The sequence below is a fragment of the Mesorhizobium sp. M8A.F.Ca.ET.161.01.1.1 genome (assembly GCF_004792105.1).
Taxonomy (GTDB): Bacteria; Pseudomonadota; Alphaproteobacteria; order Rhizobiales; family Rhizobiaceae; genus Mesorhizobium.
On the sequence record NZ_SRTD01000130.1, the window covers coordinates 1 to 396 of the forward strand.

The 396-nt window shown below is 62.1% G+C and carries 1 protein-coding gene; it reads left to right on the plus strand.

Annotation, left to right across the window (positions count from 1 at the left end; translation table 11 throughout):
* Positions 1-396: phosphate acyltransferase (locus EN804_RS34985; protein ID WP_281407927.1), on the plus strand; the 396-nt coding region annotated here is incomplete at both ends.

Here is a 396-nt window from a genome sequence, read left to right on the forward strand (position 1 = left end):
CAACCCCGAAGCGGCACGCACCATCGTGCGCAGCAACACGACTGTCATGGGTGCGCTGCCGGTCAAGAGTGACGAAGCCGATGCGCTGATCTGCGGTCTGGAAAGCCGTTACGACCGCCATCTGCGCGACGTGAACCAGAACATCGGCAAGCAGGACGGCGTCCGCTCCTTCGCCGGCCTCAGCCTGCTCATCACCCAGCAGGGTGCGCTGTTCCTCACCGATACCTTCGTCAACAACGATCCGACATCGGAAGAAGTGGCCGAAATGGCCATTCTTGCCGCGAAGGAAATCCGCCGCTTCGGCATCACGCCGAAAATCGCGCTCGCCAGCCATTCCAATTTCGGCTCGCGCGATTCCGAAAGCGCCCGCAAGATGCGCCGCGCGCTGAAGATCGT